Raw genomic sequence first — 15,810 nt, 5'->3', positions numbered from 1 at the left:
TGGACGACAGACCATCGCCTGCGGCTGGCCACGGCCGTCTGCGGTCGTTAACGGCAAACAACTAGTCTCTAAATGACAATAAAAAAGAAACATGGTCCATGGTCTGTCGTCCATGGTCAAAAAACAAAAACGTACAACATACCAGCATGCCATGATCAAATTACAAAACGTCGAAAAAGTTTACCGTACCAGCTCGATTGAGACATTGGCCCTTAACAACATCAATTTGGATGTGAAAAAAGGGGAGTTTGTTTCGATTATGGGGCCGTCGGGTTGTGGAAAGAGTACATTGCTCAACATTATCGGGCTGCTGGATGCGCCTTCCAAAGGACATATCGAGATCGATGGCTCGCCGGTGGAGCGCTATACCGACAAGCATTTAGCCGAACTGCGCAACCGCAAGCTGGGCTTTATTTTTCAGAGCTTTCACCTGATCAATGATCTATCGGTGATAGATAACGTCGAAATTCCACTGCTTTACAGGAATTCGTCCGCGAAGCAACGCCGCGATGCAGCACAGGAGGCTTTGGAAAAAGTGGGATTGAGCAACCGGATGAAGCATTTTCCGAAACAACTTTCCGGCGGCCAAAAGCAACGCGTGGCCATCGCCAGGGCGATCGTCGGCAATCCCGAAATTATCCTCGCCGATGAACCGACGGGTAACCTGGATAGCGCCATGGGCAACGAGATCCTGGGTATCCTGCAAAAACTAAACTCCAACGGCACCACCATCGTCATGGTCACCCACGACGAAGCCATGGCGAAGAAAACGGACCGGTTGATAAGGCTGTTTGATGGGGTGCAGGTTAGTTAATGACCGCCGACGGCCGACCGCTGACCGCCGGCACAAAAGGGAAAAATATGCAATCGTCGGTCGGTCGTCGGCGGTCGGCGGTCTAACAACCAAACGCTAACACATTACCCCCAACGCCATGCTCACCAACTACATCAAAATCGCCTGGAAAGTGTTGCTGCGGCATCCTTTCTATACTTTCATCACGCTGTTCGGGATTACGCTTACGCTGACGGTCCTGATGGTAGTGACTTCTTTTTTAGATCACCTTTTCGGGGCGCATTATCCTGAAACGAACCGCGACCGTTCGCTGTACATTGCGACCATTATTCAAACCGATTCGGCTAACACGACGATGTCGTCGGGACCGGCTTCTTTCGATTTTTTGAAGAAGTATGCCAAAACGCTCAAAACGGCTGAGCGCGTGGCGGTAATGAACAATTTCGGTTTCTCGAATGCCTACGTGAACGGGAAGCGGATCAAACTGAACACGAAATACACCGATGTCGAATTCTGGTCGGTGACCGACTTTGACTTCCTAGAAGGCAAACCTTATGACGAAACAAACCTCCGCAATGCCGACCACGTGGCGGTGATCACCGACGCGCTGCGCGACCAGTATTTTGGGAAGGATACGGAAACCGTTGTGGGCAAGACGATCGATATCGAAAACATCAACTATCGCGTGATCGGCGTAGTGAAAGGCAGCCCGCCGACGAGGGTTTACACTTATTCGGATGTGTATTTTCCTTATACAGCTCCAAAAAGTAATTACGAGGAAAAGGGGATGCGTGGACGCTTCGTGGCCATTGTCCTGGCCAGAAAGCCTGCTGATATTCCTGCCGTACAAGCCGAGTTCGATAGTCACGTCGCACGTATTCCGCGTTCGGATTACGGAGACAATCGTTACAACATCCTGATCGTAAAGGCAGATACCTATTTTGATCATTTCCTGAACACCTTCACACGGAGTGAAAAGGATCGGGTAACGTTCTATGCGATCGTGGGGCTGGTGCTGCTAATGATCATGGGACTGCCTGCTGTGAACCTGGTGAATGTGAACGTAAGCCGGATACTTGAAAGGGCGTCGGAGATCGGGGTAAGGAAAGCATTTGGTGCTCCGTCGAAGGCTCTTTTGTGGCAGTTTATTATTGAAAACATCTTCATCACTTTTATCGGTGGCTCTTTCGCATTGCTGCTCACCTTGATCGTCATTCATTTCATCAATGCCAGTGGCTGGATCGCCTACGCGGATCTCACGATCAACCTGCCTGTGTTCCTGACCAGCATACTGGTGTGCCTGGTTTTCGGACTGTTGTCCGGCGTGCTGCCCGCATTCAGGATGTCCAGGTTGAAGATCGCGGAAGCGCTTAAAGTCTGACCCTCCGTGTTGAAATCCTCATTATAAATCCAGCTTAGCCATGCTACGACATCTTTTTAAATTGATATGGAATAAAAAAGGCACCCATTCTCTCCTAATTATCGAGGTGTGGGCCGCTTTTATGGTACTTTTCGGTGTACTGACGCTCATTGTCTTCAACCTGCGTAATTATCTGCAGCCCATTGGTTTCCAATACGAGAATGTCTGGAACCTGGAACTGGCGACCAATCAGGATACCACCGAGATCGCGGCAAAACTGCAAAGGGCAGTGCAACGGGTAAAATCCTATCCGGAGGTGGTAGCAGCCAGCAGGATGAGCAGCAATACGCCGTTCTCGGCTAATCAGATCGGGAATTCGGTGACTTACAATAAGGTCGATGTAGGCGCTGACTTTTACTATACTGATACAGAGCTCCATAAGGTGCTGGAACTACCGCTCAAAAAAGGCAGATGGTATACTGACGCTGATCTGGTGGGTAAGTTTATCCCGATCGTCATTAACCAGGTCATGGAGGACAAGCTCTTTCAAAATGAATCCGGATTAAACAAAGTCATCAAGCGGGACGACAAGACGATGTACAAAGTGGTCGGCATAGTTGATAAATTCAAGGCAAAAGGGCAGTTTATGTCCAATAACCCCGCATTATTCGAGATGCTGGAAAAGAAGGATCGATGGAATGGGAACATCCTGATCAAAACCAAACCGGGGACGGATGCAAATTTTGAGGCGCAGTTGGTCAAGGACATGGCATTGATGTTGCCGGGTTGGGGTGTAGAGGTGGGTTATCTCAAAGATTCGCGTAAGAACCGAGAGAATTTGACGCTGGTTCCGGTCTTGATATTTCTGATTGTGAGCGGTTTCTTGCTGACGAACGTTGCGCTTGGCCTGTTTGGTGTATTGAATCTGAATATTGCCAAGCGCAAAGGCGAAATAGGCTTGCGTCGTGCCATGGGTGCCACCGAATCGGGCGTAACCGGTCAATTCCTGGGTGAAATATGGGTGCTGGCCACATTCAGCCTTATTATTGGGCTTATTTTTGCCGTCCAGTTCCCGATTATGCATGTTTTTGACCTGGATAAGGAAATATACCTGATAGCGATCTTTGCCGCCGTCGTCGTAATTTATATCATTGTAACACTATGCGCCTGGTTTCCCAGTAAACAAGCCGCGAGAATTCATCCGGCGGTGGCGTTGCATGAGGAGTAGGCAGCCGGAGGCTGCTGACCGCCGACGGCCGACCGCCGAGTGCTGTGGCGGTGACGACCATGGACGATGGACCATAGACCATGAAAATTTCTGACCGTCAATGACCCAATCAAACAACGACAATAACAACATGCGATCGGCGGTCAATGGTCGGCGGTCAAAACACACAAACGTACATTAAACCTGAAAACGCCTCCAATGCTCCTAATCGTAGACGACGACCTTGCCATCCGTACATCCCTCATGCTTCTTTTGAAAAAGGAGGGCTTTGATGTGCGTGGGGTGGGATCGCCGGAGGAAACATTTGAAATACTGAAAACTGTAACGCCGGAACTGGTGCTGCTCGACCTGAATTTTTCAATTGAAACATCGGGAAAAGAGGGGATGCATTTGTTGCAGCGAATCAAGAAGTTCAATGCATCGATTCCGGTCATTCTTATTACGGGTTGGGGAACGATCGATCTGGCGGTTCGGGGAATGAAGGAAGGGGCGGCTGACTTTGTGACAAAGCCCTGGCAGAATGATTACCTCATCCAGTCGATCAGCACGATCCTGAATCTGGCTAAACCGGCTCAGCAGGCGGGAAGCCGTCGAAAGCTGGATCAGCAATATCATTTTGAGAACATCGTCGGAGAAGATGCGAAATTGCTCGATATTCTTGAAACAATTGGCCGCGTTGCGCCTACGGATGCTCCTGTGCTCATCACAGGCGAGAGCGGGACAGGCAAAGAGCTGGTCGCCGAAGCCATCCATTCCAACAGTCGCCGGAAAGTGCGGCCATTTGTAAAGGTGAATTTGGGCGGAATATCTTCGACATTGTTTGAGAGTGAGCTGTTCGGTCACGTCAGAGGCGCTTTTACCGACGCCAAGACCGACCGGATCGGCCGTTTTGAAATGGCACACCGGGGTACGATCTTTCTGGACGAAATAGGGGAGCTCGACTTGTCGAGCCAGGTGAAGCTCCTGCGTGTGTTGCAGGAACGAACATTTGAGCCATTAGGTAGCAGCAAAAGCAGGACGGTGGACGTGCGGGTCATATGCGCTACGAACAGGAATCTGGAAGAAATGGTAGCCCAGGGCGCATTCCGCGAAGATTTGTATTATCGCATTAACCTCATCACAGTAAAGTTGCCGGGATTGCGCGAGCGGCCGGATGATATTCCGCTGCTGTCTTCTTTTTTCGCAGATAATCTCAAAGTCATTTACAACAGGCCTGAGCTGAAAATTAGCAATGCGGCTTTGAAATGGTTGAAAATGCTGCCGTTGCAAGGCAATATCCGTCAGCTGAAAAACCTTGTCGAACGCACGGTTTTGCTGGCACCGAACAATGTATTGGATATTGAGGATTTTCAACGGAACCTGCATGCGGGCAATGCAGCGCCGACGCAGAAAAACGTACCCGAGGTGGGCAGTATCACGCTGGATGAAATGGAATATCAGATGATCGTGCGGGCCATGCAGCACCATCAGAACAAGGTCAGCAAGGTGGCCCGCTCGCTTGGGATAACCCGTTTTGCATTGTACCGGCGGTTGGAAAAATACGGAATATCGTTTGATTCCGAGGAAGTATGAGCATATCCACGAAAACGAAATACATTACCTATATCACAATTCTGCACCTGGTGCTGATTCTGCTCGTTTACAAGCTGCTTTTTGAAAACAAGGCGCTTTTCATCGCCTCGGAAGTGTTTTTGCTGTTGTCGGCTAGTGCGTCCATCGTTCTCTACAACAATTTTATGCAACCTATCCAATTTGTGAAGTCCGGAATCGAGGCTATTAAGGACAAAGACTTTTCCATCAAATTTGTCCCAACGGGCAAAGGGGAAGTCGACGTGCTGATAGAGGTCTACAACATGATGATCGACCAGTTGCGCGAAGAACGCATTAAGCTGAACGAGCAGCATTTTTTTCTGGAAAAACTCATCGAAGCCTCGCCTATATCTATCATTATCCTGGATTACGACGATCGCGTAGACTCGTTGAATAGCAAAGCCAAAGGTCAGTTTGAACGGAATGGCACCGAACTGACAGGCAAAAAGCTGGAAGAAACCGGCTTGCCGCTGCTTACGGAACTAGTTGGCATACAGGATGGAGAGTCAAGGATGATCAAAACCAACAGCATTGCCACCTTCAAAGCGCAGCGCTCGCATTTTATGGACCGCGGTTTCCGAAGGTCTTTCCTCATGATTGAAGAATTGACGAACGAGATCCTGGAATCGGAAAAGAATGCCTATGGAAAAGTGATCAGGATGATGGCGCACGAAGTAAATAATACGCTGGGCGCCACCGATTCGATATTGCAGACAACGAACCACCTGCTGCCCGACACCGATTATCGTGATATTAAGGATGCATTGCACGTAGCTTCTGAGCGAAATCAGCAACTCACCCGTTTTATGAGGAATTTTGCGGATGTGGTGCGGCTACCTGCACCCGCTTTTGAAAGGACGGATATGGGAATGCTGACAAGGGATGTCGCCGTTTTTATGCAGAATGCGGCATCAGTTCGAAACATTCGTGTTCAAAGCAAGGCGGAAGAAGGTGTTTTCTGGAATGCGGACAAAGGGCAGATGGAGCAGGTTTTGATCAATGTCATCAAAAATGCGATCGAGGCGTGTGAAAGCGGACAGGAGGTGCAAATTGTAACGATGCAGGACCATATATTGATTCGTAACAATGGAAAACCTATCGACTCGGAAGTGAGTACGAAGTTATTCAACCCCTTTTTCAGCACCAAGCGCGACGGGCAGGGAATCGGTCTTACATTGACCCGCGAAATACTCGGCAACCACGGCTTTGTGTTCGCATTGGAAACCGGTCACGACGGCTGGACCGAGTTCAGGATAGAGAAATCTCAATAGTTAAGCTTTGCGAATGCCTATTGCAAATGCTCTGGCCGGATTATCGACCATTAACGTATGAATATCCGCATCGGTAAAACCATTGTTTTTCAATGCTGGGATCAGCTTGTCGGAAATCGCCGTAAAGCCACGAAATTCCCCTCCGTCAGGTTCGCCGGGCCGGTACCAGCCCGCGTCCTGGGAAATGAGGACTTGTTTCAAATGGTTTTTATTTTTGAGAGAAGCGATCAGATCTACGTGTTTGGCGATATTGTCGGTATTTACACCGTCGAGGCTGATCCAGCAACCGCTTTTGGCCAAATCTTCCATTTCTTCTGCGCTTCCGCTCGCATGTACCCACACGAATGCGGACGGATGCACGCCCGATTTCTTCAGTATCTCAATTTCTTCCCGGGCGGGCAATGCGGGGCCGGTGTGAGAGCATATAGTGAGCCCCGTCTTCAAGTGCGTCAGCGCCGCAGCTTTGATGAGTTTTTGATGCAATTCCGACAGCTTGCCGTTATTGACACCTGTTTTGATAAAACCAGGACGAATGTTTGTGCCCTCAATCCCGTTTTCAAACTCCTTAATCCAGCGCACCGAAAGCTGTTCTGCCGTTTCAGTAAATGCCCATTTGGGTAAATACTTATTGTCGGAAGCGCCGTAATAACCGGTGTTCGTCAGAATATTTAAGCCTGACTGTTCTGATAGTTTTTTGAGTAAAACTACATCCCGCCCGATGAATGCCGGCGTGCATTCGACTAATGTTTTAATGCCCCGCGTTTTAATTTCCAGCAAGTAAGGCAGGACTTTGCGGATCACATCTTCGTGCTTCCAGCGGTCAAAAGAAATTTTATCCGCGCCGATGAAATCAACCAGGACGTGTTCGTGAATTAATGCGGTACCAAGTTCAGAGACGGCTATTTTGCCTTTTACTGAGTAGGTATAGGGTGGTTCAGCCGCGTTGACGTGACCGATGAGTGGCGTTGCGCCCAGGATTGCCAGGAATTGTCTGCGGGAGATGTCATTTATCATAAGAGCCTCTTTGGTTTTACAAAAAAGCATGAATAAAGGCAATCTCCTTTACTCAATCAATATAAACGGCGTAGGGCTAAATGAGATCACGAATATCAGAAAAGCTACCACGCCCAATATTATTCGTGGGGTGTCGAGTGGAGTATTATCCGCCGTATCCGGGTGACGAATGCCAAGGAAACGGCCCAGGATCAGTACAAATGGCAGCAAATTGACCGAGCCATTCCAATCCGGACGGACGTAGCAAACGGCGAATTGCCCCACGACGATCAGCAGGCTGATCATTAGGGCATTCGACGAATTATCGAATGCGCGTTTGAAACAGATGTAGAGGAAGTAAATGTAAATGGCCAGATAAAGCAACTGCTCGTAGAACATTGCGTCGCTGCCGGTGGCAAAGGATTCGGTGCGGAAAAGACCCAGACCCGCGTAAAAAGCAAAAATGCCGAACAGGATGGGAGCCACTACATCGAAACGTTTTTTGCCGATCATCCCATAAAGAATGTGGCCGCCATCGAGTTGACCGATGGGAATCAGGTTCAATGAAGTGAAAAACAACGCCAGGTATCCCGCAAATAGGTAAGGATAGTGGAACATCTCGTAAGCGTGTGGTAAACGTGCTGGATCTGCTACATAGTTTTTGAAAAACCAGAACAGGATATTATCCCCAAGCATAAGGTTACCAGCAGGGTTTTCGTAAACAAATTGAGGATAGTTGAGCCCGAAACGCGCGTACTCGGGGTGAATATTGAAAATGTATTCCGGCGGAGGTAAATGAGTAAATCCATACCACAAAACAACCAATGCGGCAACGAAGCCGGCCAATGGTCCCGCAATGCCGATATCAAAGAACTTTAAGCGCGAGGGGACCACCTCTTTAATCCTGATAAATGCACCGAGCGTCCCGATACTTTGTGAAATGCCAAACCAAAACGGAATGTAGTACGGCAGCGTCACTTTAATTTTATGCGCCTTGGCTACAAAATAATGCCCAAACTCATGAATGGTGAGAATGAGCAGGAAAGGTATAGAAAATTGCAAACCCTGCACAAATTCCACCCAGCCCATTGGCTTGTTGGAAGCAGGCATTTGCTGGCCTTCCTGTTTGCCGATCAGGAAAAAGAAAAAATCGTAAACAAAGCCAAATATGTTTCCAAACATCCACTCTGCACCCGCCATCGTCGTGGTGATGATGGTAATGATAAAAAGTGCTGCCTGGATGATGTGGGTTTTTGTGTTAGACTGCATAGTCTTTAAGGTATTCCAGAATGGTAACCGGCTTTTGAACGTGGATGGTATCGATGCCTAACTGCGCCGCGCCGCGGATATTGTCCGCATTGTCGTCGAGAAAAAGCGTTTCTTCTGCTTTCAGACCGGCGCGGTCGAGTACATCCTGGTAAATGCGGATATCCGGCTTCATCAGGCCCATTTCATAGGAAAGAAAAACGATTTCGAACAGATCTTCGAGCTTTTCCACGCCCGTCGAGGCTTCAAGGATTTTGTTGACCTGCGTAATGTGAATGGAACTGGTATTGCTGAGCAGGAAAATGCGGTATTTGGTAGCCAGCTTTCTCAGCAACTCCACACGCGCAGGCGGCAGATCGAGTAGCAGGCTGTTCCAGGCGGTATCGATGGCCTCATCCGACAGATCAGGGAAATTCAGAATTTCGCGCACGTAATTCCGGAAAGTAGCCTCATCCAGCAAACCGGTTTCGAACTGGCGAAAAAGTTCGTTCTCCTTGAAAATGGTGAGGATCTCACTTTGTTCCCGCCCGCTCAGATCGGCAAATGATTTGGAGGCAATGGGAACGTCGATGTTGAGGATCACGTCACCGAGATCGAAAATGATATTCTTGATTTTATCGTTTTTCATGGATATTGTTATGCTTCGACAACCACGCCCATTGAACAGAATTTCTCGATACGTTGATCGATCCGGTCCTGGTTTTCGATAGCAGACAGCTCGGATATGTTTTCAAGGATAACCCTTTTCAGCTCATCGGCCATCCACTTATGGTCGAGGTGGGCGCCACCAAGCGGTTCTGAGATAATGCCGTCCACGAGTTTGTAGTTGGTCATATCCTTTGCCGTAATTTTCATCGCCTCGGCAGCCTGCTCCTTGAAATCCCAGCTTCGCCAAAGGATCGCCGAGCAGTTTTCAGGGGAAATTACAGAGTACCAGGTGTTTTCAAGCATCAGCACGCGATCGCCAATGGCGATACCCAATGCACCGCCGGAAGCACCTTCTCCGATCACGATGCAGATCACAGGCACTTTCAGCATAAACATCTCTTTCAGGTTGCGCGCGATAGCCTCGCCTTGCCCACGTTCTTCGGCCTCCATGCCGGGGAATGCGCCCGGTGTGTCGATCAGCGTCACAATCGGCTTGTTGAACTTCTCGGCAAGTTTCATCAGCCGTAATGCCTTGCGGTAACCTTCTGGATTGGGCATACCGAAGTTGCGGTGCTGGCGCTGCTTGGTGTTACGTCCTTTTTGCTGTCCGATAAGCATGAATGACTGTCCGCCGACGTTTGCCAGGCCACCGATAATAGCCGGATCATCACGCACCTGGCGGTCGCCGTGCAGTTCGATGAATTCGTCGCAGATCAGTTCGATATAGTCAAGCGTGTAGGGACGGTCGGGGTGGCGGGAGAGCTGCACACGCTGCCAGCGCGTGAGGTTTTCAAATATTTCTTTTCGAAGGTTGGTGATGTTGCCTTCCAGCAACGCAATGGCGTCAGAAAAATCTACATTGTTTTCTTGCGCCAATGCTTTCATTTCTTCGAGCTTGCGTTCGAGCTCGGCCATAGGCTTTTCAAAATCCAGGTATGTTCTCATAATTCAGGTTCTGGTGATTAGTGGGCGAAATCAGAAGCGGTCAGAGTTCGTAGGTCATGCCTCTTAACGGTGTTTCCACCGAATGATAGCCAATTTCTTGAATTTTACTTTGGAGTTCGGCCATGCTTTGCTGCTCTCCGTGGACGAGGAAAACGCGTTTGAGTTTTTCCGGGTCCTGCATTTTTACAAATTGAATTAAGTCGTTTTGGTCTCCATGGCCGCTAAATACGTCAATTTTTTCAACATTAGCCAAGACCGGGTATTGCTTTCCGCGAATCGAGATCGTATCCTGTCCGTTCAAAAGCCGCCAGCCCAGCGTCCCTTCCGATGCGTAACCGATCATCAGGATCGTCGCATAAGGATTGCCGATATTAGCCTCCACATGTGCCTCAACGCGCCCTCCCTGCACCATTCCGGATGAAGAAATGATGATGCAAGGCTCGTTATAATTAGAAACCGCCCGGCTCGCATCGGAGCTTTCGAGGTAGATCAGGTTTTCGAAGTCGAACAGCATGTCGTTGTCGTCCTGAAAGGCCCGCGCCTCTTTATTCAGCATGCGCACGTGTTTTTGGTAAACCTTGGTGCTGCTGTGTGCTAATGGGCTGTCGGAAAAGACCTTAATAAACGGGAACGAACGGTCGAGGTAGAGTTTGTTGAGGGTATACAGCAACGCCTGCGTCCGTCCGACACTAAAAGAAGGGATAATGAGCCTACCGGGAATGTCTATGCAAGTGCGTTTGATCACATCGGCGAGCGTTTCCACCGTTCCACCCCGATCTTCGTGCAGACGGTTTCCGTAAGTCGATTCGCAGATCAGGTAATCCACCTGCGGGATTTCCTGCGGATCTATGAGCAGGGGATAGTTTCTGCGACCGATATCCCCCGAGAAGCCGAGCCGTTTTTTCTCTCCGTTTTCATACACTTCCAACACAATATGCGCTGCGCCCAGTAAATGGCCGGCGGCATAGTAGATAACAGTTACGTTATCGGCAATCCGGTAACGCTGTCCGAAAGCCACAGGCACGAAGTTGTCCATTGCCTCGATCACATGCTTTTCAACATAATAATCCATTGGAACTTCACGCTTTTTCTTGCCTTTCTTTTTGGAGTTAATGCGGGAATTGAGGCGTTTCTGGTGCAGATTGGCCGCGTCTTTCAGTAAAAGCGACGTCAACGCCATCGTAGGCTCCGTGCAAACCACCCGTCCCTCAAAACCTTCCTTATAAAGATTAGGAATATTGCCGGAATGGTCGATGTGGGCGTGTGTGAGCAGTACGGTGTTGATCAGGCTCGGTTCAAACGGAAACACGCTTTTTTGTTGTTCGTATCGTGTTTTCTTCCCGATCTCATCCAGGTCAAAATCGGAGCCGCAGTCGATCAGGATGCGGTAGTCGTCCGTTTCTAGTAGGAACATACTACCTGTGACCTGCTGCGATGCCCCCCAAAATGTCAATTTCATATAAATAGTATGGGGTGAAAGCTATATTGGTATTTTTCGTCTGGCGGAAAAACCAATATCACTATTGTATCTTTTCTTTGTAAACTACTAATCGATTGCCTAATATCTTACAAAAGTACCAAAAAACAGCCTGAGAAACGGACATTAGTTACTAGATTAGACAAAGCGGCCTGAATTTCGCGTCTGCTAATATATGATATGATGAGAGCAACCCTTCTTTTTATTTGCATTCTAATGACAGTCCGTGCCTTCGCGCAATCGATCGATAGTGCGAGGCTTATCCGTTTCAGCGATGCGGTGCTGGAATTACAAAACAGCGAGTTTATGAGAAGCGGTTCTTTGGCTGTGAGTGTCAAGGCTGTAAAAGAAGGTACCCATGTATTTGCGCTGAATCAGGAACGGTCGTTGCCCTCTGCGTCTATATTAAAGCTTGTTTCGACTTCCACAGTGCTCGCGCTTTTCGGCGGAGATTTCAGGTTCCAGACTTTTCTCGAGTACGACGGCATGCTTCGAGGCGATACACTCGCGGGCAATTTGTACATTCATGGCACCGGCGATCCGTCCCTGGGAAGTGACCGGTTTAAAGGTTATCCAGCGGCCCCTGAAATGATCAGCCGGTGGGTAGCGGCCGTAAAGAAGTCCGGGATTAAATACATAAAAGGGAAAGTTCTCGCGGATGCCTCATTTTTCGACAAGGAAGCCGTCGCCAGCACCTGGATCTGGGGGGATATTGGTAACTATTACGGAGCGGGAGTTCAGGGACTCAATTTTAATGAAAACTTGTACCGCGTTAAATTCAAACCGGGTGTGGATGTCGGTGATCCAACGACCGTCATTGGCACCGAACCGGCGATTCCCTATTTATCATTTACCAATCAGGTCACCACGGGCGAACGCGGCTCCGGTGATAAAACGATCATTTATAGCAGCCCATTGGGTAACAATGTGTTGCTTACCGGTACGGTGCCGGCAGGAAATCCTGTTTTTACGGTCAAAGGCTCCATTCCCGATCCCGCCTGGTATGCAGCTTATGCTTTGAAGAATGCATTATCTGGCAATGGCGTAGTGGTGGCGGAAGCCGAGCAACTTGCGTTGAGCCAGTATTTAATTACTCCCAATCCTAAAAAGATCATCGACGAATATAAGTCGCCGCCACTGAGGGAACTTTGCCAGCAAACCAATTTCTGGAGCATTAACCTCTTTGCAGATGCATTCTTCAAACAATCGGGTAAGCGGCTTTCCGGCAAGTCCGGTTTTGATGATGCCGCAACGGCCATTACAGGCTACTGGTCGGGAAGGGGAGCGGATCTGAGGGGTTTTTATATTAAAGATGGCAGCGGCCTTTCACCGTCTGGCTCGATTACTACGGGCAATCTTACTGACATAATGAACCTCGCTTATAAGGATGCCAGTTTTAAAGACCTCTATCAAAGCATTGCGATTCTTGGGCAGAATGGCACCGTTCGTAACCTTGGAAAGGGCACACGCGCTGCGGGTAATGTGCATGCGAAGAGCGGTTCTATCGAAGGCACCCGGGCGTTTGCGGGTTACGTGAATGCAAAATCGGGAGCCTTGTTGAGCTTTACAATCATCGCGCACAAATATGTGCCAGGAAGCAATCGGGTAATTTCCGATTCGCTGGTGAAGTTGATGACCTTGATGGCGGAGTTGTAATGCATTAAGATGGAAAGTCCAGAATAGCGACAATATATGAATGTCTGAGCGAACCTGGCCGCAGGGCGGTCGAAGCCTAGCCATACCGCAATCGCGCAAAAGGCATCACGCAACTACTTTCTACCGCTCTGCGGCGCGGTTCGCTCAGACTGACATTATCGTTTTACATCTGAATCAACCTATTACTGCACAACCTTCTCAATCACCAAATTATGATTGGTATAAATGCAAAGATCAGCCGCAATAGTTAATCCTTCACGCACCATCTCTTCCGCGGAAAGATGACCTGCATGCTTTTTCAACGCTTGGGCCGCCGATAATGCGAAGTTTCCACCCGAGCCGATCGACGCAATGCCATTTTCAGGTTCCAGAACATCTCCTGTACCCGAGATGACGAGTATTTCGTCTTTATTAGCAGTGATCATCATCGCTTCCAGCTTGCGCAGGTAACGGTCCGTACGCCAGTCTTTTGCGAGTTCAATGGCTGCGCGTTTCATATTTCCGCCATAGCCATTCAGCTTTTCTTCGAAGCGGTCGAGCAGGGTGAAAGCATCGGCGGTAGAGCCGGCAAAACCGACGAGGATCTTGCCACCCTGGAGCGTACGGATTTTCTTGACATTACTTTTGGCGACCGTATTGCCCATCGTAGCCTGGCCATCCGCACCCAGCGCGACAGTGCCGTTATGAACCACACCAAGGACGGTGGTAGCGTGTATTTTCTCCATATTAATGTTTAGTAACTCAATGTTATTTGGCAAAGCACTTAAACCGCCTCTGAAAACAAAAGTGCCAGACCTTGCGGGCCTGACACTTTTTCATGCATTTGTATTTTTTGATTAAACCAACATGCTCATCGGCTCTTCCAACAGTTTCTTCACTGTCAAAAGGAACTGGGCTGCGGTTGCGCCATCTACCACACGGTGATCTGCGGAAAGCGTTACTTTCATGATGTTGGTTGGATAAACCGTTCCATCCTCTTTGAAAGCTGCTACTTTCTTGATCGTACCGATTGCCAGGATACATGAATCCGGCGGGTTAATGATCGCCGTAAATTCATCTACACCAAACATACCGAGGTTTGATATCGAGAATGTGTTGCCTTCCCAGTCTTTCGGTTGCAACTTTTTATCTTTCGCTTTGCCCGCCAGGTCTTTTACTTCACCCGAAATGGTCGAAAGCGTTTTCTTGTCGGCATCACGGATCACTGGCACGAGGAGACCTTCGTCTACTGCTACGGCCACACCGATGTTGACATAATTGTATTTTCTGATCTTATCGCCGAGCCAAGCTGAGTTTACAGCAGGGTGTTGTTTCAATGCAATTGCGCAGGCCTTGATCACCATGTCGTTGAATGAAATCTTGGCAGTAGCCACTTCGTTCAACTGCGGACGCAACGCCATTGCCTTGTCCATTGTGATTTCCATCGTCACAAAGAAGTGTGGCGCTGTGAACAAGCTTTCGCTTAGGCGGCGCGCGATGGTTTTGCGCATTTGCGAGATTGGCGTATCGGTGAAATCTCCAGTCGCAGGTGCCGCAGGAGCCGCTTCTGCCTTGGCAGCAGGTGCAGATTGTGCAGCGGGAGCAGCCGAAGGGGCTAACTGCGCGGAAGCCTCGCTTTTAGCAGAAGGTTTGAACTCGTCCACATCGCGTTTTACGATACGTCCGTTGTCACCGCTTCCCGCCACTTCGCTCAGATTAATGCCTTTTTCGTCGGCCAGGCGTTTTGCCAATGGCGATGCTTTTACACGTTCACCGGAATCAGCCTGGGAAACGGTTTTTTCTGAACCATTCACTTGTGCAGGAGCTGTTTCCGACTGGGCGGGTGCAGCGGTTTCGGCAGGGGCTTCGCCGTTTTCACGAGCCAGCAATGCTTCAACATTTGAACCTTCTTCACCAATAACCGCGATAATGCCATCTACGGGTACTGCTTCGCCTTCTTTGATACCAATGTAAAGAAGGGTACCGTCTTCATATGCTTCCAGTTCCATCGTAGCCTTGTCTGTCTCGACTTCGGCCAGGATATCACCAGATTTTACTTTATCGCCTACTTTTTTCTGCCATGAAACCAGCGTTCCTTCTTCCATGGTGTCGCTCATTTTCGGCATGCGCACCACCGCGGCATTAATTTTCTCGGTAGAAGCGGCAGGTTTAGCAGCGGGAGCGGCAGGAGCAGAGTCTGCTTTGATGGTCTCTACGGCAGGTGCTTCTGTTTTAACCTCTTCTTTGGCAGGAGCAGCTTCCGCTGGTGTTCCGTTTCCGTTGCTGGCACCTTCGAGCAGGGATTGGTAATCTTCACCTTCCGAGCCAACGATCGCCATAATACCATCGATGGGGACAGCGTCGCCTTTATTAACGCCGATGTAGAGAAGGGTACCGTCGTAATAAGATTCCAGGTCCATAGTTGCTTTGTCGGTTTCCACCTCAGCAATCACTTCACCGGATTTAATTTTATCGCCTACTTTTTTGTGCCATTCCGCGATAACACCTTCTTCCATGGTGTCGCTCATTTTGGGCATACGAATTACTTCTGCCATATCGCTTGTTAAGGTATTTTTAGTTCTTGGTCGAAATTGAGATTTCAGT

Annotated in this window: 13 protein-coding genes; 6 read left to right on the top strand and 7 right to left on the bottom strand. The window is 49.1% G+C overall.

Translation table 11 applies throughout. From position 1 onward, the window contains the following. Nucleotides 1-151 precede the first annotated feature (151 nt). The 5 genes from LZD49_RS11125 (at nt 152) to LZD49_RS11105 (ending at nt 6,242) form a co-directional block, all read left to right on the top strand. A complete protein-coding gene (locus LZD49_RS11125; RefSeq protein WP_234667424.1) occupies nt 152-814 on the top strand; it encodes an ABC transporter ATP-binding protein in 663 nt (220 codons plus the stop codon). A gap of 118 nt (nt 815-932) precedes the next feature. Continuing rightward, nucleotides 933-2,174 carry an ABC transporter permease gene (locus tag LZD49_RS11120; protein WP_234667423.1) on the top strand — a complete coding sequence of 414 codons (1,242 nt, stop codon included), beginning with the start codon at nt 933-935 and terminating at the stop codon, nt 2,172-2,174. 40 nt (nt 2,175-2,214) lie between these two features. Next, on the top strand, nt 2,215-3,381 hold the full coding sequence (locus LZD49_RS11115) for an ABC transporter permease (protein WP_234667422.1): 1,167 nt from the start codon (nt 2,215-2,217) through the stop codon (nt 3,379-3,381). Nucleotides 3,382-3,579: 198 nt separating this feature from the next. Next, complete coding sequence (locus LZD49_RS11110; protein WP_234667421.1) at nt 3,580-4,953, top strand: sigma-54 dependent transcriptional regulator; 1,374 nt, start codon at nt 3,580-3,582, stop codon at nt 4,951-4,953. Further along, nucleotides 4,950-6,242, top strand: a complete 1,293-nt coding sequence (locus LZD49_RS11105) for a PAS domain-containing sensor histidine kinase (protein WP_234667420.1) — start codon at nt 4,950-4,952, stop codon at nt 6,240-6,242. Before LZD49_RS11110 ends, LZD49_RS11105 begins: the two co-directional genes overlap by 4 nt. Here LZD49_RS11105 and LZD49_RS11100 read toward each other — a convergent pair whose 3' ends face one another. The 5 genes from LZD49_RS11100 to LZD49_RS11080 are packed head-to-tail and all read right to left on the bottom strand — an operon-like array spanning nt 6,243 to nt 11,553. Next, nucleotides 6,243-7,256, bottom strand: coding sequence for a phosphotriesterase (locus LZD49_RS11100; protein ID WP_234667419.1), 1,014 nt, complete (start codon nt 7,254-7,256; stop codon nt 6,243-6,245). 48 nt (nt 7,257-7,304) lie between these two features. After that, a complete protein-coding gene (locus LZD49_RS11095; protein WP_234667418.1) occupies nt 7,305-8,504 on the bottom strand; it encodes a site-2 protease family protein in 1,200 nt (399 codons plus the stop codon). Continuing rightward, nucleotides 8,494-9,129 (bottom strand): HAD family phosphatase, encoded by a 636-nt coding sequence (locus LZD49_RS11090; RefSeq protein WP_234667417.1) that lies wholly within the window; start codon nt 9,127-9,129, stop codon nt 8,494-8,496. Before LZD49_RS11090 ends, LZD49_RS11095 begins: the two co-directional genes overlap by 11 nt. An 8-nt stretch (nt 9,130-9,137) precedes the next feature. Next, entirely contained in the window at nt 9,138-10,094 is a 957-nt protein-coding gene (locus LZD49_RS11085; protein ID WP_234667416.1) for an acetyl-CoA carboxylase carboxyltransferase subunit alpha, read from the bottom strand. 40 nt (nt 10,095-10,134) lie between these two features. Next, on the bottom strand, nt 10,135-11,553 hold the full coding sequence (locus LZD49_RS11080; protein ID WP_234667415.1) for an MBL fold metallo-hydrolase RNA specificity domain-containing protein: 1,419 nt from the start codon (nt 11,551-11,553) through the stop codon (nt 10,135-10,137). 234 nt (nt 11,554-11,787) lie between these two features. On the opposite strand from LZD49_RS11080, the gene dacB reads away from it, so the two are divergent. Then, on the top strand, nt 11,788-13,227 hold the full coding sequence (gene dacB, locus LZD49_RS11075; protein WP_234667414.1) for a D-alanyl-D-alanine carboxypeptidase/D-alanyl-D-alanine-endopeptidase: 1,440 nt from the start codon (nt 11,788-11,790) through the stop codon (nt 13,225-13,227). 182 nt (nt 13,228-13,409) lie between these two features. Here dacB and hslV read toward each other — a convergent pair whose 3' ends face one another. Next, nucleotides 13,410-13,952 (bottom strand): ATP-dependent protease subunit HslV, encoded by a 543-nt coding sequence (gene hslV, locus LZD49_RS11070; protein WP_234667413.1) that lies wholly within the window; start codon nt 13,950-13,952, stop codon nt 13,410-13,412. Between the two features lie 111 nt (nt 13,953-14,063). Further along, complete coding sequence (locus LZD49_RS11065; protein ID WP_234667412.1) at nt 14,064-15,761, bottom strand: pyruvate dehydrogenase complex dihydrolipoamide acetyltransferase; 1,698 nt, start codon at nt 15,759-15,761, stop codon at nt 14,064-14,066. Nucleotides 15,762-15,810 lie beyond the last annotated feature (49 nt).

Source organism: Dyadobacter sp. CY261 (assembly GCF_021440085.1).
Lineage (GTDB): Bacteria > Bacteroidota > Bacteroidia > Cytophagales > Spirosomataceae > Dyadobacter.
The sequence above is the reverse complement of the archived record's forward strand: the minus strand, read 5'-3'. Positions and strand labels throughout refer to the sequence as shown.